The sequence below is a fragment of the Candidatus Nitrosarchaeum limnium BG20 genome (assembly GCF_000241145.1).
Taxonomy (GTDB): Archaea; Thermoproteota; Nitrososphaeria; order Nitrososphaerales; family Nitrosopumilaceae; genus Nitrosarchaeum; species Nitrosarchaeum limnae.
The window spans coordinates 1-1,069 of record NZ_AHJG01000300.1; the positions used below are offsets into that span (position 1 = coordinate 1).

The following is a 1,069-nucleotide window of genomic DNA, read 5'->3' on the forward strand; positions in this document are numbered from 1 at the left end:
CAGATTGTACTTGTTGATTTTTGTATACAAGACTGTAAATTTTCAACTCAAATCCATGTTTTTCTAATTTTAATCCCTTTGCAACTCCCAAAATTATCACCCATGCAATTAGAACATAGATTATCGAATTTTGAGTAATAAAATCAAGGTCCAAATTAATTGTTAATTTTTTAAACTACGGTCATTTATAGTTATTATGAAGCCAATCATGATAATCTCAACTTATCCTAACAAGAACTCCATAACAAAAATTGCAAATGAGTTAGTTAAAGACAAAATTGTTGCATGTGTGAATATTACCAAAATTTCATCAATTTATTCTTGGAAAGAAAAAATTGAAAATACATCAGAATATCTCGCATTTTTCAAAACTACTCAAAAAAACAAAAAACATCTCAAAGAAAAAATTAAATCGACTCATCCTTATGATGTTCCAGAAATTATTGAAATTGACATTATATCAATAAACAAATCATATCTTCAATGGTTAATAAAATCAACAATCTAGGATTCTATTGCATAGCGTAACAAAGAAACTATTCCTCCCAATCCTGTAACCCTCAGACCGATATCTGTGGATGAATCTACACTGAATGTTTTTACACCCTTACTTTCAGCATCATTGAGAAGCTCTATGACTTGTTTCTCATCATTTGTTTGAATTGCCTTATCTGAAAAAACAAGTAATTCAACAGCTCCGTATTGATTAGCTTTTAGTGTTTCCTCAAAACCCATAGTGAATTTTCTACTCTTTTTGTTTGCTCTGAGCATAATCTCATCAATAATTGATGATACTTTGGCAAGTTTACTCTCTGACATTATTTCCTTCATAGTTTGTGATTTTGGTAAATGTGTAAATCCGTCCTCTCCACCCGAATCAATTCCTTCTGCTATCTGAATTTTATATTTTTGTGCATTTTGAGATCTTAAAAGAAAATTTGAAAATCTTTTCTTTGTTTCACCTGGACCGAAAATAATTATGGAATCTGTTTCTCTGATAATAGAAATTAATGCCTGCTGAATTTGCTCAAAGAATTTTTCAATATTGAAATTTGTTTTGTATCTTTTT

Annotated in this window: 2 protein-coding genes; one reads left to right on the forward strand and one right to left on the reverse strand. The window is 29.4% G+C overall.

Annotated elements, in window-relative coordinates; translation table 11 throughout:
- Window positions 1-196 precede the first annotated feature (196 nt).
- Complete coding sequence (gene cutA / locus BG20_RS10740; protein WP_048097247.1) at window positions 197-508, forward strand: divalent-cation tolerance protein CutA; 312 nt, start codon at window positions 197-199, stop codon at window positions 506-508.
- Here cutA and BG20_RS10745 read toward each other — a convergent pair.
- Window positions 505-1,069 (reverse strand): pelota family protein (locus tag BG20_RS10745; RefSeq protein WP_010195170.1); only part of this gene is annotated, 565 nt, incomplete at its 5' end. The genes cutA and BG20_RS10745 overlap by 4 nt on opposite strands.